The sequence below is a fragment of the Nitrococcus mobilis Nb-231 genome (assembly GCF_000153205.1).
Lineage (GTDB): Bacteria > Pseudomonadota > Gammaproteobacteria > Nitrococcales > Nitrococcaceae > Nitrococcus > Nitrococcus mobilis.
The window spans coordinates 2,455,532-2,480,086 of the sequence record NZ_CH672427.1 but is presented as its reverse complement, the minus strand read 5'-3'; the positions used below and the strand labels follow the sequence as shown (position 1 = coordinate 2,480,086).

Below are 24,555 nucleotides of genomic sequence, written 5' to 3'. Positions count from 1 at the left end.
CCGCAGCGAGAACAACGGCCCCTGCATCGATATCGCGCCACCGGTTACAATGATCAAACTAACAACATTTTAGTGAGCCAGGTATGGTCGGTCGGCGGTACAGTTTGGTTGATCGCGTCATCGCGCAGTTTGACGCCGGGGTACAGACGCTTTACGGGCGCCCACGCGGTACCGGCCGGCCGAGCCCGGCCAATGAACTACCCGAGCCGGAACTCGACAGACAAGAGCGCAGGAAAGCGGCGCGACTGATGCGAGTGAATCACTGTGGCGAAATCTGCGCTCAGGCACTGTATCAAGCCCAAGCAATCACGACGCGCAACCCCGCTCTCCGCCAAACACTGGCACGTGCGGCAGCGGAGGAGAATGATCACCTAGCTTGGTGCGAGGAGCGCTTGATGCGACTCGGCAGCCATACCAGCTATCTCAACCCATTATTTTATATCGGCTCGCTTGGCATCGGCGCCCTCGCCGGCGCGGCAGGCGATCGCTGGAGTCTTGGGTTTCTTGCCCAAACGGAGGAGCAGGTAGTCCAACATCTGAGCAGGCATTTGCAACGCCTACCCCGGCAGGATCGACCCAGCCGTGCCATCGTCGAGCAAATGAGACTTGAGGAAGACGGGCACGCCAGCTCAGCCACCGCGGCGGGGGCCGCTCGAATACCGAGACCTGTGCGCCAATTGATGCGGCTGTCCGCCCGAGCCATGACCGGAACCACCTACTGGATCTGAGACACCTAAACTTCCTGTCCGGGCGACAGGTTGCGACCGGCGAAGATCTCCATCATCTCCCGGCGCAACTGGTGACGTATGCGTGCCCGCTCCGCCGGGGCCAGATCCGTCGCTGATTCGCCGAAGAGGTAATCATTGATATCCCAATCCTTGAGAATCATCTTGGTGTGGAAGATATTCTCCTGAAAAACATTGACATCGATGGTGTGGTAACGCTTCAACGTATCTTCGGCCAGATAATTTTGAATCGAATTGATCTCATGGTCGATGAAATGCTTACGCCCCTCCACATCGCGCGTGAAACCGCGGATCCGGTAGTCCATCGTGACGATGTCCGAGTCGAACGAGTGGATCAGATAATTAAGCGCCTTCAGAGGCGAGATAAGCCCACAGGTCGAAATATCGATATCGACCCGAAAAGTGCTCACCCCGTGGAAGGGATGGCTCTCTGGGTACGTGTGTACGGTAATGTGGCTTTTATCTAAATGGGCAAGCACCGTATCCGGCAATGGACCGGGTGATGCGGGGGCGCTCACGTAGGTGCCCTCGGCCTCGCCGCTTTCCTCTTCGGCGATCAGGAGTGTGACACTCGCCCCCTGCGGCTCGTAATCCTGCCGAGCGATGTTAAGAATATTCGCACCCATGATATCGGCAACACCGCTTAGAATCTGGGTGAGCCGTTCGGCATTGTAGACCTCATCAATATACTCGATGTAGGCTTGTCGCTGTTCCGATGTGTTGGCGTAGCAGATATCATAGATATTGAAGCTCAATGACTTGGTGAGATTATTGAATCCATAGAGCTTCACCTTAACTTGCTGCGCCACCGTTCCGCCCTCCAGTAGGTGGAGAAGTTTGAGTGGAAATTTTATCCTCGCGCCGCTCGGATTCATTGCCCGTGTACCAATCCGAGTTCGAGACCACACAAAGATGGTCTTGCCCAGCACGGCGGCGAAAACGTTCACCCGCGGATCATAGGCCGCAGCCACTTCCCTGCCGCCAACCGCTCAGTAACTGACAACTAAGTGTCGGTTCGTCTCCATGAGCACCTGGATTGGACCGATACTCGTTCGCTTTTCACCACAAACTTCGGCCATGGAATGCGCCAGACCACACCCCGAAACTTGCAAAATGGTACAGTGGAATAATAGTTCAGTTGATTCATAATCGGCCGCACGATCTATGCTTGCCGAAAGCCGCCTCTTAGAGCGGTCGCCCGTGCCCGTCTCACGCAGTTATATAGAATTGAAAAGCTGAATAGTTTTCCTGAATCAAGCCAGACTTAAAACAGGCAAATTTAGTAAACCGAGCACCATAGCACAAAATATGCGATCTGGTAAGCTATTATATTATCACTCATGAACCGGCTTGCCAGTAAGCGGCACGTATACTACCAATAAGCATAACCGCGACCGGGAATAGGGGTAAGGCATGGTACAAGCCGCCAGGGACATCTTGCACAAACCAACCATCGATAATCTGCTCCGCCACTGCCACAGGTGGCGTTACCCCCCAAAAACCGTTGTCATCTACGCCGGCGATCAATCAGATGCTCTTTACTATATTATTGAAGGCTCCGTCAGCGTCCTGATGGACGACGATAGCGGCCATGAGTTGGTATTGGCGTATCTCAATGCCGGTGATTTCTTCGGTGAAATGGGGCTTTTTGGCAAAACCGCCACGCGCAGCGCCTGGATCCGGACCCGCACTCACTGCGAACTCGCCCAAATCAGCTACACGCGTTTCCGTCAAGTCGCCAACACCGACCCCGACATTCTCTTCCACCTAACGGGCCAGATGGCGGATCGACTCCGTAAAACAAGCGCTAAAGTCCGCGACTTGGCCTTCCTTGACGTGACCGGGCGCATAGCCCGAACATTGCTTGATCTGGCCAAAGAACCGGATGCCATGACCCATCCTGATGGAATGCAAATACGCATCACCCGCCAAGAACTCGGCCGCATTGTAGGTTGTTCCCGGGAAATGGTGGGTCGTGTATTGAAGGACCTTGAAGAACAGGGTCTGATCTCGGTCAGCGGCAAGACTATGGTAATATTCAACACTCGCTAGCATTTCATGGCGCATGATTGTTATATGCTCTATACGCTGTACCTCTTGCCCCAGAGCGTCGCGCACATTAGGGCAACGCCAATAGCTCTCCGGCCCGAAACTTCAGCCCCATACCACGGCTCGTGCAATGGCGCACAATAGCTGGGACGCGGCGCGCAATTGCTCGGCCTCGGCTGGAGGAGAATAGCTGCACCTCAAGTCGAGTTCCGCGCCAGAACATGATCTTGCCTGGGCACAGCCCAATACCCCCCTGACTGACGTCACGGGTCCAGTACTCGCCAACGCGTTCTCCGCGATGATAGATGCAGACGAGGAGCTCTGCTGGATAGCGCTCTGATCTGCGGCGATTACGGGGTTGATGATACGCCATGATCTCGTGCCTCTTCGCCGTTCGTCTCCTGCCCTCAGGCACTATAGCCCTGCTGCCCGCGAGCTTCTCCGTTTTCGCAAAATAGGCCAAATACCAATCGCCCATTGGGCAACAGCCCTGAAGTGAACGGAGCGAGCCCAGGATCTCTAGCGAGTCCCGCGATACGCTGAGGGAAGTTCCTTCCTCCCGGCCAAGGGCATACAGGTAAGTATCCGGCTTATTCCGTCCTTATATATAATATTAGACAGTGCATCACAGCCTGGCCGCTTACCTCGAGTGCACAATGTTTTATTATGCCGTCGCGAAACGCTAACGACAACGCGGCGTTACTTCTGCGGCTAGCTACGACACGCCGGACAATCGTTGGCCAAGCAAGGCGGTGCGTAGCAGGCCGGCCAAGGATTGCCGAGCCACGAACCAGACCAGTGCCAATTTGGTCTGGGCTGCGAGTAAAAAGCGAACCAGCCAACCAGTCCAAACCGGCGTGGCGATTCAAAAACAAAGACACGAGGTAAGCGAATGGTGGGCCAGCCTCTAATGACTTCTGATGGGACAGCGTCTCGAAGCGAACCCATGGATTTGAACCTCGGCGTGATCGGCAATTGCCAACTCGCCGCTTTGATCGACGGTACCGGCCGGATCGTCTGGGCGTGTTTACCCCGTCTCGACAGCGATCCCATATTCTCGCGCCTAATCGATGAAACGGATCGCGGCTACTTCGCAATCGAACTGCAGGATCTGGTAACAGCACGCCAGTACTATGAACGCAACACCGCCGTGCTCTGTACAGAGCTTGTTGACCGGCATGGCGGAAGCGTACGCATTACCGATTTCTGCCCACGTTTCCGGCAATTCGGTCGCTATTTCCGCCCCGCCATGATCATCCGCCGGCTGGAGATCCTGCGTGGAACCCCCGTAGTCCGGGTCCGAATTCGTCCAACCGCCGCTTATGGTAGCGAAACACCGGAGATCAACCACGGCAGCAACCATATACGTTTCGTAAGCTCCGATTGGATCATTCGGGTCAGCACCGATGCACCACTGACACATGTCCTCCAAGAGCAGCCCATGGTATTGGAGGCGGGCACCACGTTTATCATCGGTCCGGATGAGAGCATCAAAGAGTCTCTCACCGAAATGGGCCGCCGCTTCCTAGATCTCACGCGCGAGTATTGGCAGGATTGGGCACGCTCGCTGGCCATCCCCTTCGACTGGCAGCAAGAGGTGATCCGCTCAGCGATCACCCTCAAGCTGTGCACCTACGAGGACACCGGCGCCGTGATTGCAGCGATCACGATGTCCATCCCCGAAGCCGCCGATAGCGAGCGCAACTGGGATTACCGCTATTGCTGGTTACGGGATGCCTATTTCATGGTGCATGCCTTGAATCGCCTCGGCGCGACGCGAACCATGGAAGGGTTTCTTTACTACATCATCAATCTGGTCGTTGGGTCTGCTCAGCACCAGCTACAACCGCTTTACGGCATCGGCGGCGAGACCCGGATCGAGGAGAAACCGGTGGACACCCTGACGGGATACCGCCGGATGGGGCCGGTACGCCTTGGCAATGCCGCTTATACTCAAGCGCAGCACGATGTCTACGGCGCCGTCGTCCTTGCAGCCACACAGGCGTTTTTTGATGAACGCTTGGAACGCCCGGGAGATGAAGCCCTGTTTCATCGACTCGAAATCCTCGGCACGCAGGCGGCCGCGCTCTACGATCAGCCGGATGCCGGCATTTGGGAATACCGCGGCTACAAACGGGTGCACACCTATTCGGCCGTGATGTGCTGGGCCGCCTGTGACCGCTTATCGCGTATCGCCACTCGTCTTGGTCTTGAAGCCGACGCAGCGCGCTGGCGGGAGCAAGCCGATTGCATGCATGCTCGGATCTGTCGCGAGGCCTGGGATGATGACAGAGGCACGTTCGTCGATAGCTTCGGCGGCGAGAACATGGATGCCAGCCTGTTATTGCTCCACGATCTGGATTTTCTGGCCGCCGATGACCCCCGCTTCCTCGGAACGGTACACGCCATCGAACGAAGCCTACGGCGGGGAGATCATATTTTTCGCTATAACAGCGCCGATGATTTCGGTCTGCCGACAACGGCGTTCAACATCTGCACCTTCTGGTATATCGATGCGTTGCATGCCATAAATCGGCGCGACGAGGCCCGACAGCTGTTCGAAAACATGCTCACTCATCGCACCCACCTCGGACTACTCTCCGAGGATTTGGACATCAACACCGGCGAGCTATGGGGCAACTTCCCGCAAGCCTATAGTATGGTGGGGTTAATCAATTCGGCCTTGCTGTTGAGCCGGGATTGGCAGGAGGCCTTTTGAGATCATTGGTGGTCGTCTCGAATCGACTCCCGGAGCTGCGCAGCGGCCGCCCTCAGGCCGGGGGCCTCGCCGTCGCCCTCTTGGGCGCCCTCAACGAAGGCACCGCACTGTGGTTCGGCTGGAACGGCAGGATCAGCCGAAAGACGATTACCCAAGCCCGGATCGAGCATGCCCAAGGAATCGAGCTGGCCTCCGTTCCGCTGACCCGCAACGACTTCGATCATTACTATCTTGGCTATGCCAACGAAGTATTATGGCCGGTATTTCATTTCAACCTGGGCGCAATGGACTATCGGCGCAGCTTCGCTGAGGCCTATTATCGCGTCAACCGGCTGTTCGCCGACGCCTTGCAGCCGTTACTGCTCGGCCATGAGCTTGTTTGGGTGCACGACTACCACCTCATCCCTTTGGGCCGTGAGCTTCGCGATAGGGGCGCCCAACAGCAACTCGGTTTCTTTTTGCACACACCGTTCCCGAGCTATGGCCTGATGCGCGCCATACCGGACTACCGCCGGCTGCTAAGCGATCTTTGCGCGTATGATCTGCTCGGCTTCCAGACCGCTATCGACCGGCGCGCGTTCACGGAGTCGGTAGCCGAGGCCTTGGACGTGCGTTGCGTAACGGATGGCCAGTTGCGTTTGGGCGAGCATACCCTGCGCACCGGTGTCTACCCGGTCAGTATCGATGTAGACGCGATCATGACCACGGCCCACCAGGCGCTGGAACTGCCGCGAGTCAAACGCCTGATCGTCGGCCTTGGCAAGCGCGATCTGGTCATAGGCGTGGATCGTCTCGACTATTCCAAGGGCTTACCGCAGCGCTTCCGTGCCTACGACGCGCTGCTGGCGGATTATCCTCATCGCCGCGGCCAAACTGTGTTCATGCAGATCGCGAGCCCCTCGCGCACGGGCATCTCGGAATACGATGAGTTGCGTCGCAATCTGGAAGAAATGGCCGGCCATATCAACGGCGAATATGCCGAGCTCGACTGGGTACCGGTCCACTACCTCAACCGCACCTTCGACCGAACCGCGCTGGCCGGCCTTTATCGAGCCGCGCGGGTGGGCTTGGTTACCCCGCTGTGCGACGGCATGAATTTGGTAGCCAAGGAGTTCGTCGCGGCACAGGATTCAGCCGACCCAGGGGTGTTGGTGCTCTCGGAATTGGCTGGCGCCGCCCGTGAGCTCAAAGATGCGGTCCAGGTGGCCCCATACGATGTCGACGCAATCGCGAGCGGAATCGACCAGGCGCTCGCCATGCCGCTGATCGAGCGCCGGCGGCGCCATACCCGAATGCTAGAGATCATACGCCGCAATGATTTATACGCCTGGCAGCGGCGTTTCCTGAATGATCTGACTGCATTCAAAGCGGGTGACAATTGACAGCACAGCCGGCAAGCTCAATATAGGGGCTGTACTACACTGATCTCGGACACGACCGTGACCGTCTTTACAGAAACCGACGATCTCGAACGGCTGCTGCGCATTCTTCCTCAACCCCTTCAATCGGCGATCACCGCTTTGCCCAGTTCCGAGCTGCTGGAGATCGTCCTTGATCTGGGGCGCCGCCCTCAGGCCCGGCTCATTCAGGGTGCGCTCGATCTCGCCGGCACGCCTGTCACGCGTCTCGATTTGGAGCGGATCACAAGCACCGTAGGTCCATTTACGGCGGACAACCGAGCCGGCATCGAAGGCACCCTGCATCGGGTAGCCGCTATTCGCAACCGCACCGGCACGGTGGTGGGGTTGACGCTGCGAGTAGGGCGAGCGGTGTTCGGAACCATCGACGCCATTCACGACCTGATTGCACAAGGCGGCAGCCTGCTTCTGCTTGGCCCGCCGGGGATCGGTAAAACCACCCGCCTACGGGAAATTGCACGCGTACTCGCCGATGAATGTGCCCGTCGCGTGATCGTAATCGATACCTCGAATGAGATCGCGGGCGACGGTGACATCCCTCACCCCGGCATCGGGTGCGCCCGACGTATGCAAGTAGCCCATCCTGACCGGCAGCATAGGGTGATGATCGAGGCGGTTGAGAACCATATGCCGGAGGTCATCATAGTCGATGAAATTGGCACGAGCGCCGAGGCCGCCGCGGCACGGACCATCGCCGAGCGCGGCGTACAGCTTATCGGAACCGCCCACGGCACGACGCTGGAGAATCTTGTGCTCAACCCGACGCTGGCCGATCTGGTCGGCGGGGTACAGACAGTCACCCTGAGCGATGAAGAGGCGCGTGCTCGAGGCACGCAGAAGACCGTCTCGGAACGCTGCGGACCACCCACATTCGATGCAGTCGTCGAAATCGTCGATCGCGAACGCCTCCTCATCCACCGTGATGCCGGTCGAGCCGTAGACGCTATTCTGAGTGGTCTGCCTGCAAACGGCCAATCACGAGGCGGAGGAAATGTCTCCAGCGAAACCCAGCGACCACCGCCACAATCGCAGCCACCAGAGCACCCTCGGCCTCTAGCAACGCTGCAGCGCAGCGGCGAACGCCTCGTACGCATCTATGCGTACGCCATCAGCCGCGATTCGGTGGAGAAAGTGATTCGCGACCTGCGGCTGAACGCAAGGACGGTACCGCGGGCCGAACAGGCCGACTTGGCACTCGCCCTTCGCGCCCGTGCAGCCGATCCGCGGCTGCGTAGACTGCTTGCGGCCACCTCAATCCCATTGCACCAGGTTAAACGCAACAGCACCGCACAAATTCGCCGACTGCTACGCGATCTATTCAATGTCGTGCCTGGCCTGGAAGAGGAGACTGTAGATGAAGCCGCTCGGGAGGCTGAACAGGCCGCTCAACGCGTACTAGCCCAAGGCATCGCCGTAGAACTCACCCCTCGATCGGCTCCGATACGCAGAATGCAGCATCGAATCGCCATGCGTCATCGTTTGCTCGCCGAGAGCGCCGGCAGCGATCCGCAACGCCGTCTTGTCCTCCATCCTGGCTCAGAAGAAGATTCATACGAGAAGTAAGGCAATAGAGAAGTCTCTTCTATATCCTGCTGTGACAACATGCCTGCCGTGACACCATGCCAATAGCTGACATGGCTCGATACGATTCGAATAAAGCGCAAAAAAGCAATGTCTCTCGATGGGTACATGCGCAAACCGTAACTTCTTATTAAGTCCGGGCGTAATGTGTGCGGGGTGGCGGAGATAAGATTACGGTCGTGCATTAAATGCAAAATTATCAAGCGCTTATTGTTGATGGTAAGCAACGAACCACTCTCTTCAATGTCTTCTTGCCCGGACTTAATAAGAAGTTACGAATACTTATCTCAACGTATTGATTCCAATGATGCGTTCGGAGCGCACATCCGACCCTTCGGCGAGTCTGTGGCGATCGTCTATGTCGGCGGCCGCCTCGCCCGAGAATTAGGCGAACTACGCGATGCGGATGCAGCCGCCATCATGCTCGATCGGTTGCAGAGTGTCTTCGGCAATGCCATCGCCGGCAAGCTAACGGCGAGCACTGTCACCGGCTGGTCTCGTGACCGCTGGACCCGCGGCGGGTATTCGGCAGCTCGACCAGGCCATGCTCACCGCCGCCGTGATCTCATGGCTGCGCTCGGAGAACGGGTTTATTTTGCAGGCGAAGCCGCTTTAACGGCTGCTTTCGCCACCGTTCATAACGCTTGGCTCAGCGGCTACGATGCCGCACGCCGGGCCGCTGCGCAGCTGAGCGGGTACGCACACTGAGTCGCGCGCCATTGCGGCGGCCACGTCGTCCCATCCGCCAGAACGGTAAAAACATCACCGCCGCCGCGCGGCCACTACCCGCAAACGCAGTGCGTTGAGCCGGATAAAGCCACTGGCATCCTTTTGATCGTACGCACCGGCATCATCCTCGAAGGTGGCAATGCTCGGATCGAACAGGCTGTCGGATTCGGAGCGCCGGCCGATGATCTCCACGCTCCCCTTGTAGAGCTTGAGCCGAACCACGCCGTTGACGCTGCGCTGCGTCTCATCGATTAGAGCCTGCAGGGCGCGCCTCTCCGGACTCCACCAGTACCCATTATAGATGAGCTTAGCGTAGCGCGGCATCAGTTCGTCCTTCAGATGCGCCGATTCGCGATCCAGGGTGATGGATTCCATGGCCCGATGCGCCCGTAGCAAAATGGTCCCCCCAGGGGTTTCATAGCAACCCCGGGATTTCATACCCACATAGCGGTTCTCGACGATGTCGGCCCGCCCGATACCATGCTCTCCACCGAGCACGTTCAGCCGCGCCAAAAGCGCGGCCGGGCTGAGCCGCTCCGAGTCGATCGCCACCGGATCCCCCCGCTCGAACGTAAGCTCTATAAAATGGGGCTGCTCGGGAGCACGCTCCGGCGCCACCGTCCAGCGCCACATGGTCTCTTGCGCTGGAGTCCAGGGGTCTTCCAAGACGCCGCCCTCATAGGAAATATGCAGCAGGTTCGCATCCATCGAATACGGCGATCCGCCGCCCTCCTTTTTGCCTTCGATCGGAATGCCGTGGTCTTCAGCATAAGCCAACAATTTCTCCCGCGACAGCAGATCCCACTCGCGCCACGGCGCAATCACTTTGATATTCGGGTCGAGCCCGTAGTAACCCAATTCGAAGCGAACCTGGTCGTTGCCTTTACCGGTCGCCCCGTGCGCGACCGCATCAGCCCCGCTCTCATGGGCGATCTGTACTTGACGCTTGGCGATCAAGGGACGAGCGATCGAGGTACCGAGAAGGTACTCTCCTTCATAGAGGGCGTTGGCGCGAAACATTGGAAAAACGAAGTCGCGCACGAACTCTTCACGTAGATCCTCGATATAAATCTGCTTGACGCCGAATGCTTTGGCTTTCGACCGCGCGGGTTCCAACTCCTCTCCCTGACCCAGATCAGCGGTGAAGGTGACCACTTCGCAGCCATAAGTCTCAACCAGCCAATGCAAAATTACCGAGGTATCCAAACCGCCTGAATAGGCGAGCACGACTTTCTTCACGTCACTCATAACCAATCCGACCGTAAATATTGTTGGGGAGCGGGATGGCTTCCAGCCCAGTCACTGAAAATGATTCCATTAGGCACGTTTTAGTTAAGGCCAGCGGCTGCCCTCTCACGTGCGCTTTTTGCGAATGCGAGCTCATCATCCTGACTCACTCTGAAGAAATCAAGGCAGCCCCGCGTTCTATAATTCCTTCCCTGCCACCACGGGAGCCTCGCTATGGTTGACGAAATTATCCTAACCCAACCGGATGACTGGCATGTGCACCTGCGCGACGGTGCCCAACTGGCCACGACCGTCCCCTCTAGCGCCCGCTCGTTCGGCCGCGCCATTGTAATGCCCAATTTAAATCCACCGGTTACCACCACGCCAAGCGCCTTGGCCTACCGAACTCGCATCCTCCAGCACGTACCGCCGAGTCGCGTCTTCGAACCCCTGATGACACTGTATCTGACGGAAACAACCACCGGGCATGAGATCGAACGCGCCGCCGCAGGGGCAATTTCCGGAGTCAAGCTCTACCCTGCCACCGCTACTACCCACTCCGAAGCGGGAGTAAGCGATTGGCGATGCTGCGATGAAGCCCTCGCCTGCATGCAGGAGCAGGGTCTACCACTGCTCATCCATGGCGAGGCCATCACCCCGGGTATCGATATCTTCGATCGTGAAGCGGTTTTTCTCGAGCGTGAATTGGAACCTCTGCTCCAGCGCTATCCGCGGCTCAAAATTGTACTCGAGCATATCACGACCGCAGCCGCAGTGGAGTTCGTGCGCCAAGCACCACCGAGACTGGCCGCCACCATTACCGCCCACCACCTACTGCTCAATCGCAACGACCTCCTGTTGGGCGGTCTACGTCCACATTATTATTGTCTGCCCGTACTCAAACGAGAGCGCGACCGGGAAGCATTACTGGAAGCGGCCAGCTCGGGGTCGCCGAAATTCTTTCTCGGCACCGATAGCGCTCCCCATGCCCGATCAGCCAAGGAAAATGCCAGCGGGTGCGCGGGTATCTTCACCGCACCGGCGGCGCTCGAGCTCTACACCGAGGCCTTCGAACAGGCAGGCTGCTTGAGCCGTCTGGAGGGATTTGCCAGCCACTTCGGAGCGGACTTCTACGGTCTGCCACGCAATCCGAACACAATCCGTTTGCGCCGCGAATCCTGGTCGCTGCCGGCGACCTATCCTTATGGGCAGGATGTCGTCATCCCCTTGCGCGCGACAAGCGCGCTGCGTTGGCGGTTGATCTGCTGATCGCTGGTCTGAAAACCCTGCAAACCCTACGAAACCAGTGCGGCTCCGAGCGCAACCGAGTCGGGCAAGTCCTGCAATCCTGCTCGACCTCGAAAGCCTTGCATGGTGGCGACCATAGCAACCCGTATTGGCCGATTATCGCGCCACAAACAAGCCGAATTTCGCGAGAATCAATCCGCAGTTGCGCACCGATGACAGCGCGCCTACCATGCCAGAGTATGTTTGCCCGCTGCAGCGGCACAGCGGAATGCAGCCAGCTCACCGCCTCGCCAGCACAGGATGAATCGTGTGGATATCCACAATGAGCCGAGCCAAATATCCGGCTCTGGCATCGCTAAGCGCTTTAGAAGTTTTTTGCCCGTCGTGGTGGACATCGAAACCGGCGGGCTGAACGCGAGCACGGACGCCCTGCTACAACTCGCAGCGGTAATCGTCCGCATGGACGAGGACAAGCGCGTGTTTCCGGCTGGAACCTATTCCACCCATGTGGAACCCTTCGACGGCGCCAACATCGACCCAAAGTCCTTGGAATTCAATCGAATCGATCCGAACCACCCGCTGCGGATGGCCAAGCCCGAAGAGGAAGCTCTGCGGCATATATTTCGACCGATCCGGCGTGAAATCCGCGAGACGGGCTGCACCCGTGCGATCTTGGTGGGCCACAACAGCTGGTTCGATCTATGCTTTCTCAATGCGGCCGTGGCCCGCACCGGAATACGCCGCAATCCATTTCACCCATTCACCAGCTTCGATACCGCCACCCTCGGCGGGCTGGCCTTCGGTCAAACGGTACTCGCACGTGCAGTTAAAGCAAGCGGCGCGAGCTGGGACGGGCGCGAAGCGCATTCCGCCATTTACGACGCCGAGAAGACTGCGGAACTCTTTTGCACCATTGTCAACCGCTGGGACCGGCTCAACGGCTTCCCGGAATACACCGCGCTGGCGTAACAACTTCGCTCAAGCTGCTCATCGTTAAAGCGCTATACGCCTATCGGCGCGAATGGCAGTGCGGTGCCTTTTAGCGTTAGGCCGAATCGACCGTGCTGCCGATCCGATCCAGGGGTGCTCACCTGTCAAGCCGTGCCTGTAGGGTAACCGCCGCATCCTCGATATACACTGGGGTTAGTAGCAAGCTCATACACAGAGGGCCTGCAGCGATGAGAACTCTATCCATTTTGCTGCTCCCGTGTTGCTTTCTTCTCGGCTGCAGCAGCTATCAAGTCGTTCGGATACCGGTAAGGGATGCAGAACTTTATCCGGTTTCACAGACGGTCGGGGAAATCAGCGTAGGTATTGACGCCATCGAAAATCGGGAACGCGCCGCTCGATACTTCGGAATCGATCTGCTCGAACGCGGCATCATGCCGGTGGTGATCACCGTATCCAATCACGGCAAGTCACGCGCCGAGGTAAACCCTGCCGATATTTTACTTCGGCAGGGCAACGTCGTCATCGATCCGCTACCGCTCGAACACATCATCAACAAGGTGAACGATTGGCGTACGAGTGAAGCCACGGCGACCCAGGCGAGGCATTATCTGCGCAACTTGAGTTTTCAAGATCGAATACTGATGGCCGGTGATACCTACCGAGGCGTGCTGTTCTTCCCGATCGGGCATCAGCCTGATCCGCCCGCGAACGGGTTTGCCGTGCTCGATGTGTTTGCGGGCCACTTGCTGAAACTCACGGTGGTGGTTACCGCTTTGGACGAACAAAGCCGCCACCGCTTTGGGCCGTTCACTTTGACACAGCCCTATTTCTGGATGGACTGACTCGAGGCAGGGCGCCACAGCGCCTTTATTATATTCTCCGCTCCGAAAGTCGACGGCGTCCCTGCTTGTTGCAATCGCGCCGCCCTGCTTATCAGCACTTCCACTCGCTCTATTCCACCTTGCCTGCGGCTTCCTGCAGCTGCCGCTTCAACTCGCCACTCTGGTACAGCTCCATGATGATGTCACAGCCACCGACCAACTCGCCATTGATATAGAGCTGCGGAATGGTCGGCCAATTACCGAATTCCTTGACCCCTTGCCGAATACCTTCGTTCTCGAGGACATTGACCGTGGCGTATTGCACGCCGCAACTGTCCAGGGCCTGCACCGTGCGCATGGAGAAGCCACACTCGGGGAACTGGGGGGTTCCCTTCATGTAGAGGATGACCGGATTATCCTCGACCTGCTTGCGGATCGTCTCTTGCACGTTACTCATCGGATTCACCTCGATGCACTTGCGGCTGCCGTCAACAGCCGATGTTTTCTGATGCGCAATTATACTGCCCCGCCTTCGCTACAGCAACGCCACCCCCCCCAAGAAAAACCCTAACGAATCCGTTATCCTAGAGAACATGAAAAATGATCTCATTACCGATGTTCGCCTCGATTCCCTGGGCCTCCACGAATCACTGCTGCTCGGCATTAAGGAGGCTGGTTTCAGCCACTGCACCCCGGTGCAAGCCGCCGCGCTGCCCGTCTTACTGCAACACCACGATGTGGCCGCGCAAGCCCAAACCGGAACCGGCAAATCGGCCGCCTTCCTGCTCGCCACCATGCACTATCTGATGACCACGCCGGTCGCAGAAAACAAGACAGGCCCTTGGGCGTTAATTCTCGCGCCAACTCGAGAGCTTGCCCTACAAATCCACCGCGATGCCGAAAAACTGGGGTATTTCACCGGGATGCGCTGTGCCGCCATCTACGGCGGGATCGGCTATGAACCGCAACGCGCTGAGCTCACGCAAGGGGTCGATATTATTATCGGCACACCGGGACGCATCATCGACTTCTACAAGCAACGCGTCTTTAGCCTGGACAACATCGAGGTCGTGGTCCTGGACGAAGCCGACCGTATGTTCGACATGGGATTCATCACCGATGTCCGCTACCTCCTACGCCGCATGCCGCCGGCACCTGACAGGATCAACATGTTGTTCTCCGCCACGCTTTCCGAACGGGTCAAGGAGCTGGCCTATGAACATATGAACGCCCCAGAGACCATCGCCATCGAGCCCGAGCAGGTGACGGCCGAAAAAGTCCGCCAATCCCTCTACCACGTGGCGAGCGCGGATAAGATCGGTTTGCTCCTCGGCGTGCTGCGTCAGCAGGACGCCACTCGCACCTTGGTATTCGTCAATACCAAGCGCGACGCCGAACGGGTAACCGCTTATCTGGTCGGCAACGGCTTCGATGCGGAAGTTATCTCCGGAGACATTCCGCAGAAGAAACGCGAACAGCTACTGCAGCGATTTCAGGAGGGGAAGCTGCCCATGCTGGTGGCGACCGATGTTGCGGCGCGCGGGCTACATATCCCCGATGTCAGCCGTATCGTCAACTACGATTTGCCGCAGAATGCAGAAGATTATGTCCACCGCATCGGGCGCACCGCCCGTGCCGGAGCCAGCGGCGATGCGATCAGTTTCGCCTGCGAGGCTTATGTTTACTCCTTACCCGAGATCGAGGCGTACATACATCAAAAGATCCCGGCCGAAATGGCCTCATCCCAGCTAATCGCCACCGACATCAACCCGCCCCGGCGCACACCACGCCGCAAGGCGCCGCAAAGTGGCTCGCAGAGCCGAGGCGGGCGTCGCGGCACCGGGCGTGGCACCAAGAAAACCACCTCGGCCAAACCCGCCGTGAGCGAAGATCACGCCGATAGTTGAAACACGGCCGGGTTATTGGATATCAGGTTCCGTGTGATGCTATTGGACAGCGGGTCTAGCGTTTGTACGTGGCTTCTAATTGACCGACAGCAAGGCCTCGTACCACACTTGCACGTTGACGGCCAAGCGCAAAGGGACGGCGATTATGAGCGGAACCCGCGCATTGCTCGGGGAGATCGAGCTCAAGGTTCGCTGGGGTGATATGGATGCACTTGGGCATGTCAACAACGCCGTCTACTTCACCTATTTCGAGCAGATCCGCGTAGCGTGGCTCGAACGCCTGTCGATGACAATCGGTGTCAGTGCTCATAGCGGGCCTGTAATAGTAACCGCTTGCTGTGCTTTTCATCGGCCGATTATCTATCCGGCGCGGCTGCTCGTGCGCATGTTCGGCGCCAATGTCGGCCGCAGCAGCTTTGAAACATTCTATGAAATACACGATGCCCAGCGACCGGATACCCAGCATGCGAGCGGCAGCGCGAAGGTCGTCTGGGTAAATCATCGTGAGGGCCGCTCGATCCCGCTACCCGCTGAGCTGCGGCAGTTACTGCCGGGCCCGACACGCTAGCGCAGCGGATACAAGAACGGCACTCACATGAACTATCTCGCCCATTTGTACTTGGCTGAAAATGACGACGCCGCGCTGGTTGGCAATCTGCTTGGCGATTTCGTAAAGGGGCGACTCGGCACGCGGTTCGATTCGCCTATTTATCGAGGCATCAGGTTGCATCGGGCAGTCGATCGCTTCACCGATGCACACCCGATCCACCGCCGCAGCCGGCAACGGTTTAGCACAAAGCGGCGCCGCTATGCGGGCATCATCGTCGATATGGCTTACGACCATTTTCTTGCTCGGTATTGGTCCCGATTCCGCGCTGACCCCTTGGATCAATTCGCAAAACGCGTCTATGCGGCTTTGTATCGTTATCATGCCGAGCTCACACCACGCCTGCGCCAGATTCTGCCCGACATGGTACGGGAAGACTGGCTCACGGCTTACCGTGACATGGACAACGTCGGTCTGGCCTTGGATCGGCTCTCATTAAGGCTGTCCCGTCCATCCCCCCTGCCTGGCGCGGTTGCCGAGATTCGCCGCGCCTATGGAGAGCTGGAAACGGATTTCATGCAGCTCTTGCCCGAGCTGGAACACTTCACCAAAAGCCGTCACGACAGCAGACTTGCATTGCCGCACCCTTTGCCTTATTGGCTTAAGAATAATAGCCGCAGCGAGAGGGCGATCGCCGATGGGCACCGTTCGTAGCCACATTGGCCGTATCATGCTAGTCGTCCTCGCTGCCGGGCTGGCCGGCTATGGGCTTGCGAAGCTCTACCTTTGGTATCAGGCGCAGCACGGTATCGAGGAATTGGCCAGACTCGTCGCGCCCTACGCCACGCTCGAATGGCAAGGCATAAGCGCAGGGCTGGATGCGCAGACACGGATTAGTGGCCTAACCCTGCAGCCACGGGGGCTAAACGACACGGTATTGATAAAAAGCTTGACGATACAAACACCGGCACATCTGGAAGCGGAGGAACTCGCGCATCTGCTCACGCTGGATGAGTCGACCGACTCTCTGCGGGTCGAGGCACGCGGCATTACGATCCGAGCGGAGGGACCGCTGCTCCAGCGACTCAATCAGCTCACGGGCGGATATCTGTGGAAAACGCCGCTGGCCGCTTTAGGCTGCGGAGGGAATATCGAGAAGTTGGATCGAGCCATCCTAACGCAGGCAAATGACGACCCGGTGGTTCATGCGAACGCAGCGCTTCGCCTACGGATGCAGCGCCCTGCGCGGCGCGCAATGCTAGTGCTGGACACCGACCTGCAAGGGCTTGCTACGACCCATCTAGAAGCGACCGTGGATCTGGATCATCCGGTTGTTCCCTCGAGCGCTCAGACGGCCGAGGCCATACCCATCAAGGTAGTCGCCTTGCAAATCCGCTATACCGATCAAGGGTCCAACGCCAACCGCAACCTGGTGTGCGCAAGCAAGCAGAACCAGCCCGTAGGCGCCTTTCTCGACCGGCACCTCACCGCGGTGCGGGCAATGTATCGCGCGCGCAAGCCGGCCCCGAACGAGCAATTTTTTACCCAGTATCGAGATTTCGCTACCCATGGCGGCGATATCCTGATCGATCTCAATTTTAACAAACCGATGACCCTGGCCGCACTGTACCGAATGGGCAAGCAACCATTGCTCACTCAGGCGCAATTCTCACTTGCAATCAACGGCGTATCAATCCCTGGTCCTGCCAAGGCATGGTATCCCTGGATAAATCAGGATCAAGGGCACCTTCTGGTTGCCCAGAAGACGGCCGCCACGGACTCGGTCACCGAGCAGCCGTCCCGCTTTCACGAAATCGCGGTGGCCGATCTCATCGATCATATCGGCGAGCAAGCTCGCCTTATTACCAAAGACGATTCGCATCACCAGGGGATTCTCGAGCAGATCGATACCAACACCGTAACTTTACGTTGGGAAATGAGCGGCGGTTACATGCGCTTTTCCATCGCCGCCGATAAGATCAAAGAGGCGCAAGTTTACCGCTAGAGCCAATAATTCAAGATCTAGCCGACCGACTTGTGTGCCTTGGGCACGCGTAAGCCCGCAGTGATTACGTGCAACACTCTCCTGTCTCAAAAAGAGCAGAACAGGGCACCATTGATCGGAATATTGGCACCATTAATGTATTGGGAGTCGTCAGACGCTAGGAATACGGCCACCCGAGCCACCTCACCGGGCTCTCCCATCCGTCCGGCTGGAATCTGAGCGACGATCGCTGCGCGGACCTTATCGGGGATGGCTTCGGTCATGGAAGTGCGGATGTATCCGGGCGATATGGTGTTGACGGTAATACCTTTAAGCGCGCTTTCCTTGGCCAGCGCCATGGTGAAACCATGCATACCTGCTTTGGCTGCCGAATAGTTGGTTTGGCCGAACTGCCCGGTTTGGCCATTCACCGAGGCAATGTTGATGATACGTCCAAATTCCCGCGTGCGCATACTACCGATGAACTGACGCGTCACATTGAATGCGCTAATGAGATTGACGTCGATAACAGCATTCCAACTCTCGGGCTCCATCTTGTGCAGGAATGCATCCCGAGTAATACCCGCCGCATTGACGATCACATCGATCTTGCCATGCTCGGCCTCGAGCTCGCTCGCCATGCTGACGCAAGCGCCATAGTCCGACACGTCGCAAGCCACCCAATGGATCTCATAACCCAGCTCACGTTGGACCGCTCGCCAACTGGCGATAGCTTCTTTCTGCGGGTCAACGCACGTAGTCACCACCCGATAACCGACACCGGCCAGTTGCTGGCAAATCGAAGTGCCGATCCCGCCATTACCACCCGTCACTAACGCCACGCGTTTACTCATGCGCCCGTCCTCTTAAACTCGCTTGCACTGCAGACGACATTTTATCGGACAGCATCCCACCTCCCCCGCTCGGCTCAACGCCCTTATCGCGGCACCTGCTGGAACAACAATGGCTTCTGCTGGTTCATAAGCTCCTGAGCCCATTTCATTTTCTTGTGCGGCGCACCATGATATGCCGCATGATAGAGGGACGAGACTCGCTGGGTCAATGCATAACCCGGCGCGCGCTCTGGGCGATACCGCCGCGCTCCGGGTGCCTGGCATTGCATTTTAGAGGGTTACGCGTATAGCGCTCCTGAGGCCTCCATTGCCCCGGTGACGAAGCCGTGGCCCCGGTCGAGGGGTCAGAACGGCTTTAAGTCAAACTAAGAGGAGGATTTGGATGAGAATGACACGAAGCGCCGAACCCAACAGTAGAGAACCCGAGAGGATCCGAGAGAACCCGACCAGATGCTCGGTCATTGCAGCAGCGGCAAGCACGACTCGCCCCGACGGTCGATCCGCTCGTCATTATTCCGGCTTATCGCCTGAGGATCTGTGGTTTTTTCGCTCGGAGCGTTGCCCCGTATCCCCCACATTGAGGCCGCTCATCGCCCGCCACATGGCCAGGTTACGCTCTGCGATCTGGGTCAACACCTGCATCGGATTGGTATCAATGAAGCCGCGCGTACGCTCATGAAAGACGCGTTGCTGTTCCGCCCAGAGCTCCATACTCTTCTCGAGGTAGCTCGTGAGCATATTCTGCATACTGCCACCGTAGGCACGAATCAACTGAGCAAGCAGCGCGCTACTGAAAATCGGCTCACCGCCTTCCTCTTCCTCGGCGATGATCTGCAGCAAGATGCTGCGCGTGAGATTCATCTTGGTTTTGGCGTCAATGACCTCAAATTCGACACCGTTTAGAACCAGATGCTTGACATCAGCGAGCGTGATATAACTGCTGATGGCCGTATCATAAAGTCGTCGATTAGGATATTTTTTAATGGTGCGTGTCTTAGCCATCGGGCGTCTCCAATGCCGAGCGTTTACCGGCGCCAGCCCCACTCATCCCACTGCATCCTGTCTGTGGAATTATTAAAGGACATCTGCAGTCACGCCCAACTCGCCTCGAGCGCTCGCTGTCGAACAGCGCGCATTGACTGTGCCGACAGAAGGAGCTTGCCACTATGCAATAGTGGTGCCGCTCGCGTTTGGATGCTGACTGGACGCCATTCGCTCACACACTACTGCGATAGACTATAGTATGGCACTGTTGCCGACACCGCGTCGCGGCCATGCACAATAATTATGAGCGGGCGCATCATCGGAAAATGCCGCATTGGCTGCTCGGCGGAACGCCTCGCCGAAGCCCAACGATGGCGTCGCTACCCAGGACAAGATTTGCGCAGACCCCGGCCGGGTAGATAAGCCGCCCCACGGAGCAAAACGGCGGGGATTGCAGATAGACCGCAGAGCACACGCCTTGCCAGAAGCGCTCCTTTACCCCGACAATAGGCGCTGCACGGCCGCGATCTCCTCGTGTGCCTCCTCGAGAATCGGCGTACGCTCTGAGATACCCAACTCGGTTAATCCCAATCGCTCATAGACCGGTAACTCATCGAGGCTCGGGTAATGCCGGCTCGCCTCAGTGCCGGAATAACTCTGTAACTGAGAGACAATAATCAGATCAGCGTAGTCCGCCTGGCTCTCATGTGTGCGATACCAATCTTCGGCCTCCAGTACGGCTGTTATCAGCTCGTCCGAGAAATTCCAGCGTCGCAAGATCATGGCACCGATCTGGCCACGATAGGCCGTGATGGTACTCTCGAGAAGCTCCGGGTCCTGGGTCAGCTCATCGTAATCGTGCGCATGGGCCAGAATAGGCACGACCCCGATGTCGTGGACCAACCCGGCAAGCAGGGCGAGATCCGGGTTGAAACCGCGTAGCTTACGCGAGAGTACCGTGCTGATGGCTGCAACAACGGTGCTATGGGTCCACAACTCCATCATGCGCCGGCGCAACAAACTATGTTTAGTCTGAAAGACTCCGTGCATCGTGGCCGCAACGATCACCTCACGGACGGTTTTGAGCCCAAGCCGCACGATAGCCCCGTTGAGACTTCCGGCGGCCTTTTGACCAGCGAACGTGGCGCTATTGGCCGCCTGAATGATGCGCGCGGCGACAACCGGGTCCGCTTGAATGATCCGCGCTACCTCGTTTGCCCCGGCATTGGGATCGTTAATGGCCTGGCGAACCCGCAATGCGATCTCGGGCATGCTGGGCAATGCCAGCCGGTCCTGCATGAGGTCCTGAATGAGTTGGCAAAACAGGTGGTCGCCGGCCGTCCCGTCCGCTCCCGCCACCTCGTCCACTTGGTACTCGAACAGCGGGCGAGCATTGAGTTGCTCTTCGATACGCTCACGCGAGAGACAAATCAGCTTAACCTCAGTACAGGCGATGGCATTGAAAGGGCACGGGTCTTCCAACCCTAACGGCTCCGCTGCGATCGCAGCGTTGCCCATGCCGATGAGGCTGCGCCGGGAACCGTCGTTACCAACAACAAGCACCTCCCCCGAGAGCACGTAGCGGACATATCGATCGTTTACACCACGGCGAGCAACCACCGTCTTAGCGGGATACTCTTCGAGCTCCGCCTCGGCCGCCAACGCTGCAAGCGCGGCCTCATCCAGCTCGCGCAGTGGGATGAGCCCTTCCAGCATGTCTGGCGATATATTTCCTGGCATAAGTGACACCTCTATCCCAAAATGCTCCCGATATAACAGCGCAGCCATGCCGGTTTCAGCCCACCTGTATCGCAATCATTCCGCCCTTACTCTAAACAGAGGTTGCCATACCCTGCTATCGGCTAAGACACACCGCAACTTATAGAGAATAGCCACTATTAAACGGTATTATCTGAGCACCCGTCGGCGAATTCCGTCACACCGTAGCGCACTATCCGCGCCGTGGGGTGTTGCCAGTTCGTTTGGGAAACACCCACTACCCCGAGTCGCTTCGATTGAGACCCTGCCGAAGCTACGGTGCCCGTGTCATCGACGCCATCTGAAGGTGGTCGCCGGCCCCACCTCGACGCCCGCCCACTAAGCACGCTCTAGTCACGCTCTAGTAAAGTGTCCCGGCAATATACGAAGAAACTCTTTCGGATTTGACGAGGACAGCAACGAAGTACCATGTGCTTCCTATCGATGACCGGACCATCGTGCGGATGCATCCCGCGCTTGCGGGGCGCCCCGATCTGCTCTGGGCGAGCGCACCTCGCTGACGCTCTACGAGGGGATGGAGGGCATGCTGGAGAAGACGTTCATTAACGCGAAAAACCGCTCAGTGACAATCACTGCCGAGATCGAGATCCCGAAGGAAGGCGCGCGAATGTGCTGCTCGCACAAAGCGGCCGGTTCGGCGGCTGGTCGCTGCATCTACGCGAGGGAAAACCGGCCTATGAGTACAACTTCCTCGGCCTCGAACGCTATGTCGTGGAGAGCCCGACCGCCCTTGAAGCCGGCAAGGCGCGCGTGCAGCTGGACTTCGATTACGATGGGGGCGGCCGGGACAAAGCGGCTTAGCGACACTTTCATTCAACGGCAAGAAAGTCGCAAAGGGAAGGATTGACCGCACCCAACCCAACATTTTCTCGGCGGACGAGACCGCTGATGTGGGGCTCGACAACCAGACGCCTGTCGCACAGGGCGTCGGCTACGGCCCCGGGGAGACCCGGTTTACTGGGAAGATTGACAAAATAACCCTGGAAATCGACTAGCTGCAGCCGTCGCCTTCGGTGGTGGCGACCGTCTCGCGCGGCTCCCTCTGGGGCAAGGAAGCCCGCCTTTGGGATGCGAGGTAGTGTCAACAGTTTTCGCACTTTCTGGAAATGGCAACGGCACCGGTGGCGAGGATAGCGAACAGAGCATGCTCGATGAACTAAATATCGAAACGGCAGCGGAGCTATTAAACACTCCAACCGCGCCCCTCCCATTCAGAACTGGGCCAGCCGCGCAGGCCGACGTCCGGGTGAAACGAGACATCCCGGCGGGCGAGATGCTTGAGTGAAGGAACGGGTTTCAATCTCAACACGAAAGCCGAAAATGCATCCCAGGAGATCGGGCTCGCCGAGGCATCCAGCAGTCCTCGGTTGGCCTTCATTCGGCTCATAAGTCGAGACCGAGACCAACGCTCAGCCGAGTGTCATCGCTCTTGGGACGAACGCCGTCCGAGTCTGGCTCCGGCCTCATGATGCGGTCCCAGATGAACGCGACGTCGAAGTCTATAGGGCCCCAGATGTCGAAGGAAACCACGGATTCGAAGTGATGGCTGGTCATTCCGAGATCGGTCGCGACGATCTGGATTCGATAGAGATTGTCCCAGTCGAAGACATCGAAGTCGAAGTCGAATTCGGTACTTGCGATTACAGCTATGTTCTTCGCAACCTCCCCCGAAACGAACTTGGTGTATTGGTAGGCCGCGCCGGTTTTTACATCCCAGTCCACCCACGGCCGGCGGACGAACTCGTAGCCGAGACCAGCACCCGGCGTGTACCGCTGAGCGATGTTCTGGAACTGGTCACTGAAGAACTCGAAAGAGGGAACCGTCAGGAACAGACGCTTCGTGAGGTAGACGTCAAGGGAGGTGGAAGCGCGGTGACTGTTGGCGGCCCTCTCATCGTTCACGCTGGTGAGCAGCCCATTGTAGTCGAAGCTTAGCCGCGTAAGCGCGGTCTCCCGGCGGACATTAAGCAATGCCGTGAGGTCGACCTGGTTCGTGTTGCCTTGTCTCGTCGCAAAGCCCGTGCTTAGCTGCGTCGACCAGCGGTCGCGCTCGCGTCCTTTGCCCTGGACGATGCTGACGAGCTCGTCGCGGTGAAACTCCACAATCTCTGAGGTCGTTCGCACCCGCACGAGCCCATCGCGCATCTCGGCCACTCCACGGTAAACTGCGTGGTTCTCGAGGCGGTACGCATGGGGTCGTGGCAGATGAAAGCGGGCCACGTCCGAGAAGTCAACAGCCAGATCGTTCAGCTTGTCGCTGTCGAAGTCAACCTTGCGGTCGCGGAGCCGCTCGAGATCGCCCTTGAGCCATTCTCCCGAGTCGAGCTGAATCCAGTCGTATTCGATGTGGGACGGCTCTGGAGGCGCCCACGGACCCTTGGTCTTGCTGTTCTCTGACATGGCAACCCGACAGAGGAACAACACGAGGAAGCCCGTGGCCATGACCGCGGCCATTACCCTGCTTGGTTCCGGGCGCTGTGCCCTCCAGGGCGCCGGCAATTCTCGGAAGGCTAGCTGCGCCGCCGTCAGAACCACCCGCAGCCCTCTCTGACATTCCGAAACGAGGGGGCTCACGGTCATCAAGTGGCTCCTCGAGTGCAGCAAAGGGTTCTTATTCATCTGGATGAACTCGGCCTGCCTTATCACCGAGCTCTCGCAACCAGTCCGATCGAAGATACGGCTGCGACAAAAACCAATTGGATGACTCGACGGGTCTTTTTCAACTCTTTTCCTCCGACGGGGCCGCTTTAGGTCGACCGTGGCTTGCTTTAGTTGCGTCAGGGGAATCTCTGAAGAGCCGGAAGCTGCCCAAGGGCGCGGCGGTTGTCGCCTCGTCAACAATCTGAACGGGATCCGCCGCCTCCCACCGCTGCTTGCGCCGGCGCGACCCCGGTAGCCGTCACGAGACCGCTCGTACCGGTGTTTTCCCGATCCCGAGGTGGCCATTTAGGGCTCGCGCCGGCTCGGGGCATCTCAGTTAGGTCAATTCGTGAACGATCGACTGTAGTCTC

General features: G+C 58.1%; 22 protein-coding genes. 14 read left to right on the top strand and 8 right to left on the bottom strand.

Annotated features, from left to right (window positions below):
* Window positions 1-83: 83 nt before the first annotated feature.
* Entirely contained in the window at window positions 84-728 is a 645-nt protein-coding gene (coq7, locus tag NB231_RS11280) for a 2-polyprenyl-3-methyl-6-methoxy-1,4-benzoquinone monooxygenase (RefSeq protein WP_005002856.1), read from the top strand.
* A gap of 5 nt (window positions 729-733) precedes the next feature.
* On the opposite strand, the gene speD is transcribed toward coq7, so the two are convergent.
* Window positions 734-1,555, bottom strand: coding sequence for an adenosylmethionine decarboxylase (gene speD, locus NB231_RS11275; protein ID WP_040663853.1), 822 nt, complete (start codon window positions 1,553-1,555; stop codon window positions 734-736).
* A 604-nt stretch (window positions 1,556-2,159) separates the two neighbouring features.
* Between speD and crp the strand changes: the two genes are divergently transcribed.
* The gene (gene crp, locus NB231_RS11270) at window positions 2,160-2,798 is read left to right on the top strand and encodes a cAMP-activated global transcriptional regulator CRP (protein ID WP_005002853.1); all 639 of its coding nucleotides are present in this window, start codon (window positions 2,160-2,162) and stop codon (window positions 2,796-2,798) included.
* Between the two features lie 67 nt (window positions 2,799-2,865).
* Here the strand turns inward: crp and NB231_RS20335 are convergent, their stop codons facing one another.
* On the bottom strand, window positions 2,866-3,168 hold the full coding sequence (locus tag NB231_RS20335) for a PilZ domain-containing protein (RefSeq protein WP_198007290.1): 303 nt from the start codon (window positions 3,166-3,168) through the stop codon (window positions 2,866-2,868).
* Window positions 3,169-3,741: 573 nt separating this feature from the next.
* On the opposite strand from NB231_RS20335, the gene NB231_RS11260 reads away from it, so the two are divergent.
* From NB231_RS11260 to NB231_RS11245, 4 genes are all read left to right on the top strand, one after another.
* Window positions 3,742-5,514 carry a glycoside hydrolase family 15 protein gene (locus tag NB231_RS11260; RefSeq protein WP_005002850.1) on the top strand — a complete coding sequence of 591 codons (1,773 nt, stop codon included), beginning with the start codon at window positions 3,742-3,744 and terminating at the stop codon, window positions 5,512-5,514.
* Complete coding sequence (locus NB231_RS11255; protein WP_156776989.1) at window positions 5,511-6,896, top strand: alpha,alpha-trehalose-phosphate synthase (UDP-forming); 1,386 nt, start codon at window positions 5,511-5,513, stop codon at window positions 6,894-6,896. The genes NB231_RS11260 and NB231_RS11255 overlap by 4 nt, the downstream gene beginning before the upstream one ends.
* 57 nt (window positions 6,897-6,953) lie before the next feature.
* Window positions 6,954-8,495 (top strand): R3H domain-containing nucleic acid-binding protein, encoded by a 1,542-nt coding sequence (locus NB231_RS11250; protein ID WP_005002844.1) that lies wholly within the window; start codon window positions 6,954-6,956, stop codon window positions 8,493-8,495.
* 234 nt (window positions 8,496-8,729) lie between these two features.
* Window positions 8,730-9,221, top strand: a complete 492-nt coding sequence (locus NB231_RS11245) for an FAD-dependent oxidoreductase (RefSeq protein ID WP_084766314.1) — start codon at window positions 8,730-8,732, stop codon at window positions 9,219-9,221.
* Window positions 9,222-9,275: 54 nt separating this feature from the next.
* On the opposite strand, the gene NB231_RS11240 is transcribed toward NB231_RS11245, so the two are convergent.
* Complete coding sequence (locus NB231_RS11240; protein WP_005002841.1) at window positions 9,276-10,490, bottom strand: argininosuccinate synthase; 1,215 nt, start codon at window positions 10,488-10,490, stop codon at window positions 9,276-9,278.
* 213 nt (window positions 10,491-10,703) lie between these two features.
* Between NB231_RS11240 and pyrC the strand changes: the two genes are divergently transcribed.
* The 3 genes from pyrC (at window position 10,704) to NB231_RS11225 (ending at window position 13,510) form a co-directional block, all read left to right on the top strand.
* A complete protein-coding gene (pyrC, locus tag NB231_RS11235) occupies window positions 10,704-11,738 on the top strand; it encodes a dihydroorotase (RefSeq protein WP_005002839.1) in 1,035 nt (344 codons plus the stop codon).
* Window positions 11,739-12,017: 279 nt separating this feature from the next.
* Entirely contained in the window at window positions 12,018-12,686 is a 669-nt protein-coding gene (gene rnt / locus NB231_RS11230; protein ID WP_005002837.1) for a ribonuclease T, read from the top strand.
* A 209-nt stretch (window positions 12,687-12,895) separates the two neighbouring features.
* Window positions 12,896-13,510: a hypothetical protein gene (locus NB231_RS11225; protein ID WP_005002836.1), complete on the top strand. Its 615-nt coding sequence runs from the start codon at window positions 12,896-12,898 to the stop codon at window positions 13,508-13,510.
* Window positions 13,511-13,619: 109 nt separating this feature from the next.
* On the opposite strand, the gene grxD is transcribed toward NB231_RS11225, so the two are convergent.
* Complete coding sequence (grxD, locus tag NB231_RS11220; protein WP_005002833.1) at window positions 13,620-13,946, bottom strand: Grx4 family monothiol glutaredoxin; 327 nt, start codon at window positions 13,944-13,946, stop codon at window positions 13,620-13,622.
* Between the two features lie 136 nt (window positions 13,947-14,082).
* Between grxD and NB231_RS11215 the strand changes: the two genes are divergently transcribed.
* The 4 genes from NB231_RS11215 (at window position 14,083) to NB231_RS11200 (ending at window position 17,948) form a co-directional block, all read left to right on the top strand.
* Entirely contained in the window at window positions 14,083-15,396 is a 1,314-nt protein-coding gene (locus NB231_RS11215; protein ID WP_005002830.1) for a DEAD/DEAH box helicase, read from the top strand.
* Window positions 15,397-15,541: 145 nt separating this feature from the next.
* The gene (locus NB231_RS11210; RefSeq protein ID WP_040662245.1) at window positions 15,542-15,964 is read left to right on the top strand and encodes an acyl-CoA thioesterase; all 423 of its coding nucleotides are present in this window, start codon (window positions 15,542-15,544) and stop codon (window positions 15,962-15,964) included.
* Window positions 15,965-15,991: 27 nt separating this feature from the next.
* Window positions 15,992-16,657: an acyl carrier protein phosphodiesterase gene (locus NB231_RS11205; protein WP_005002824.1), complete on the top strand. Its 666-nt coding sequence runs from the start codon at window positions 15,992-15,994 to the stop codon at window positions 16,655-16,657.
* Window positions 16,641-17,948, top strand: a complete 1,308-nt coding sequence (locus NB231_RS11200) for an LSm family protein (RefSeq protein ID WP_005002821.1) — start codon at window positions 16,641-16,643, stop codon at window positions 17,946-17,948. Before NB231_RS11205 ends, NB231_RS11200 begins: the two co-directional genes overlap by 17 nt.
* Before the next feature lie 86 nt (window positions 17,949-18,034).
* Here the strand turns inward: NB231_RS11200 and phbB are convergent, their stop codons facing one another.
* From phbB to NB231_RS11180, 3 genes are all read right to left on the bottom strand, one after another.
* Entirely contained in the window at window positions 18,035-18,781 is a 747-nt protein-coding gene (gene phbB, locus NB231_RS11195; RefSeq protein WP_005002819.1) for an acetoacetyl-CoA reductase, read from the bottom strand.
* Between the two features lie 510 nt (window positions 18,782-19,291).
* A complete protein-coding gene (gene phaR / locus NB231_RS11185) occupies window positions 19,292-19,783 on the bottom strand; it encodes a polyhydroxyalkanoate synthesis repressor PhaR (RefSeq protein ID WP_005002818.1) in 492 nt (163 codons plus the stop codon).
* 477 nt (window positions 19,784-20,260) lie between these two features.
* Window positions 20,261-21,505 (bottom strand): HDOD domain-containing protein, encoded by a 1,245-nt coding sequence (locus NB231_RS11180; protein ID WP_156776988.1) that lies wholly within the window; start codon window positions 21,503-21,505, stop codon window positions 20,261-20,263.
* A gap of 648 nt (window positions 21,506-22,153) precedes the next feature.
* Here NB231_RS11180 and NB231_RS19170 point away from each other — a divergent pair.
* Window positions 22,154-22,345, top strand: a complete 192-nt coding sequence (locus tag NB231_RS19170; RefSeq protein WP_005002815.1) for a hypothetical protein — start codon at window positions 22,154-22,156, stop codon at window positions 22,343-22,345.
* A 582-nt stretch (window positions 22,346-22,927) separates the two neighbouring features.
* Here NB231_RS19170 and NB231_RS11170 read toward each other — a convergent pair.
* A complete protein-coding gene (locus NB231_RS11170) occupies window positions 22,928-24,124 on the bottom strand; it encodes a DUF481 domain-containing protein (RefSeq protein WP_198007289.1) in 1,197 nt (398 codons plus the stop codon).
* Window positions 24,125-24,555: the final 431 nt, after the last annotated feature.

What these genes read in the sequence shown, in the direction of transcription:
- coq7 (WP_005002856.1), top strand. Translation starts at nt 84, where the DNA reads ATGGTCGGTCGGCGGTACAGTTTGGTTGATCGCGTCATCGCGCAGTTT.
- crp (WP_005002853.1), top strand. Translation starts at nt 2,160, where the DNA reads ATGGTACAAGCCGCCAGGGACATCTTGCACAAACCAACCATCGATAAT.
- NB231_RS20335 (WP_198007290.1), bottom strand. Translation starts at nt 3,168, where the DNA reads ATGGCGTATCATCAACCCCGTAATCGCCGCAGATCAGAGCGCTATCCA.
- NB231_RS11260 (WP_005002850.1), top strand. Translation starts at nt 3,742, where the DNA reads ATGGATTTGAACCTCGGCGTGATCGGCAATTGCCAACTCGCCGCTTTG.
- NB231_RS11245 (WP_084766314.1), top strand. Translation starts at nt 8,730, where the DNA reads ATGGTAAGCAACGAACCACTCTCTTCAATGTCTTCTTGCCCGGACTTA.
- NB231_RS11240 (WP_005002841.1), bottom strand. Translation starts at nt 10,490, where the DNA reads ATGAGTGACGTGAAGAAAGTCGTGCTCGCCTATTCAGGCGGTTTGGAT.
- pyrC (WP_005002839.1), top strand. Translation starts at nt 10,704, where the DNA reads ATGGTTGACGAAATTATCCTAACCCAACCGGATGACTGGCATGTGCAC.
- rnt (WP_005002837.1), top strand. Translation starts at nt 12,018, where the DNA reads ATGAATCGTGTGGATATCCACAATGAGCCGAGCCAAATATCCGGCTCT.
- NB231_RS11225 (WP_005002836.1), top strand. Translation starts at nt 12,896, where the DNA reads ATGAGAACTCTATCCATTTTGCTGCTCCCGTGTTGCTTTCTTCTCGGC.
- grxD (WP_005002833.1), bottom strand. Translation starts at nt 13,946, where the DNA reads ATGAGTAACGTGCAAGAGACGATCCGCAAGCAGGTCGAGGATAATCCG.
- NB231_RS11215 (WP_005002830.1), top strand. Translation starts at nt 14,083, where the DNA reads ATGAAAAATGATCTCATTACCGATGTTCGCCTCGATTCCCTGGGCCTC.
- NB231_RS11210 (WP_040662245.1), top strand. Translation starts at nt 15,542, where the DNA reads ATGAGCGGAACCCGCGCATTGCTCGGGGAGATCGAGCTCAAGGTTCGC.
- NB231_RS11205 (WP_005002824.1), top strand. Translation starts at nt 15,992, where the DNA reads ATGAACTATCTCGCCCATTTGTACTTGGCTGAAAATGACGACGCCGCG.
- NB231_RS11200 (WP_005002821.1), top strand. Translation starts at nt 16,641, where the DNA reads ATGGGCACCGTTCGTAGCCACATTGGCCGTATCATGCTAGTCGTCCTC.
- phbB (WP_005002819.1), bottom strand. Translation starts at nt 18,781, where the DNA reads ATGAGTAAACGCGTGGCGTTAGTGACGGGTGGTAATGGCGGGATCGGC.
- phaR (WP_005002818.1), bottom strand. Translation starts at nt 19,783, where the DNA reads ATGGCTAAGACACGCACCATTAAAAAATATCCTAATCGACGACTTTAT.
- NB231_RS11180 (WP_156776988.1), bottom strand. Translation starts at nt 21,505, where the DNA reads ATGCCAGGAAATATATCGCCAGACATGCTGGAAGGGCTCATCCCACTG.
- NB231_RS11170 (WP_198007289.1), bottom strand. Translation starts at nt 24,124, where the DNA reads ATGACCGTGAGCCCCCTCGTTTCGGAATGTCAGAGAGGGCTGCGGGTG.